The sequence below is a fragment of the Mesorhizobium escarrei genome, from assembly GCF_935825525.1.
GTDB classification, from domain to species: Bacteria; Pseudomonadota; Alphaproteobacteria; order Rhizobiales; family Rhizobiaceae; genus Mesorhizobium; species Mesorhizobium escarrei.
The window spans coordinates 1-1727 of the sequence record NZ_CAKXZT010000164.1 but is presented as its reverse complement, the minus strand read 5'-3'; the positions used below and the strand labels follow the sequence as shown (position 1 = coordinate 1727).

The 1727-nt window shown below is 64.7% G+C and carries 2 protein-coding genes and 1 pseudogene; all 3 read right to left on the bottom strand.

The window, feature by feature from the left end; all coding sequences use genetic code 11:
- Nucleotides 1–621: 621 nt before the first annotated feature.
- Nucleotides 622–894 (bottom strand): hypothetical protein, encoded by a 273-nt coding sequence (locus NMG80_RS30445; RefSeq protein ID WP_254021550.1) that lies wholly within the window; start codon nt 892–894, stop codon nt 622–624.
- A 46-nt stretch (nt 895–940) separates the two neighbouring features.
- Nucleotides 941–1270: pseudogene (locus NMG80_RS37525) on the bottom strand (enoyl-CoA hydratase/isomerase family protein); the annotation flags it as partial.
- Nucleotides 1271–1486: 216 nt separating this feature from the next.
- Nucleotides 1487–1727 (bottom strand): alpha/beta fold hydrolase (locus tag NMG80_RS30435; protein WP_254021548.1); only part of this gene is annotated, 241 nt, incomplete at its 5' end.

Below are 1727 nucleotides of genomic sequence, written 5' to 3'. Positions count from 1 at the left end.
CCGCATCGCAATGCGCGCGGCCATCGCCAGCCCGTCGAGCTACGCCTGCCCACCCACCAAGCCCATCGGTACAGTCACAACGGACCAAGCCGAACCGTCAAATCCCCATAGACTCAAACCGAGATCTCCACCCCGCGGGTTCCTTCCCTGGAGGCTTTCGGACGCCGGCCTCGGAGCCACGCCATCTCAGTAGAGGGCCGGCATCCGAAACCCATCACAAAACAGGCCGTTCGCGGTCTGACCCGCAAACGTCTGCCAACGCCCCCATTGCAGACGTTCGCCTAGCTGCCCGACATTGGCGAGGAGCGCCATCGCGGCGAAATGGTGGACAAGCGCCAGTCGGTCCTCGCCAGCGATCCTCGCACGAGGGCAAGGGCAGCGATCGGAAGCGCTCCGAAGATAGCCACGCCACTTCGAGCGGCGCCACGAGGGCGACCGCCATCTTCATGAACAGGAAGTTGGTGCCCCAGATGAAGCCGAGCAGGCCCAGCAAGGACCACGCCAACCAGAGCTTCGGTGATGCATTTGCGTGGCGATCAGGGCGAGGTGACGTGCTGCCCACAGACATGACAATCCTCCGTTACACACGCAAAGCGGCCGCTATTGTTAAGCTCGTGGGACTCACTCCACCTCGCCCAGCAGTCGGGGCAGCTCCAGCTCCGCGTCCCGCGTCTGGAAGCCCCATTTGAGGGCGGCTTGCATCCGGCTCTGGAACTCGTGCGTGCGCACACCTTCGCCAAAGAGGTCGGAATCGCGTCGGAATTCGTCGGCCGGCGCGAGCCCGATAGCATTGATACGCTCCTTTGCCACCGCGCGGCCGGCGGCTGGGAGGCTGGCGATCCGGTGGGCGAGCGCACTGACGAACGAGCCGAGCGCCGCGATTGATCCATCCATACCGCTCGGCGAGATCCGCGTCGTAGTCCTGCGCGCTCAACATGACCTCAAGCGCCCGGGCGCGGCCCATGAGGCGCGCCAAGTGCTGGGTTCCGCCCGCGCCAGGGATAACGCCGAATGCTGCTTCGAACTGGCCAAAGATCGCTGTCTCCCGCGCGGCGAAGCGCATGTCGCAGGCCAGCACGAACTCGCTGCCGGCGCCGCGCACACGGCCCTCAATTTCGGCGATGGTAACCAGGCGGCTGATACTCAAGCGTCGCAGCAGCCTCGCCAGCGACGGCTCGCCGGCGAGCTTAACTGCCTCCTGCCGGTATTCGCTGAACCGGGTCACGTCGTCGTGGGCTATGAAATGGTCGGGGTCGGCGCTCCCGAACACCAGAACACGGAGGGTGTTGTCGGCCTCGGCCTAGAGGGAGACCAGGTCGCGGATCAGTTCTGGCCCCATCAATTCATAGGCGGGGCAGCAATTTCGGCGAAGAGGACGCCCGCTTGCTTGCTCACGGGTGAGTGTCTCGAAAAACCATAGCATTCTCCTGCATTCCTCTGGTGAACCCACATACCTCGCTTGGACGAACGGAATTATACGTGCGGTCTATCTCACGTTCTCCGTCCCCGCGCGCGATCCGTCGCGGTAGGGGGCCAAGAACGGCGTTAGCGCCGCGAGCAGCTTCTTTGGAGCCTCCTCGGCGACCCAGTGGCCGCTTTCGGGAATGATGACGCTCTGCACGTTGTCCGCGACGAGCCTCATCGTGTTCGCCGTCCCCTCACCGACGGCTTTGCCGCCTCCGATTGCCAGGACAGGGAGGGTCAGCCGCCGCGTCTTGCGCCGCGCG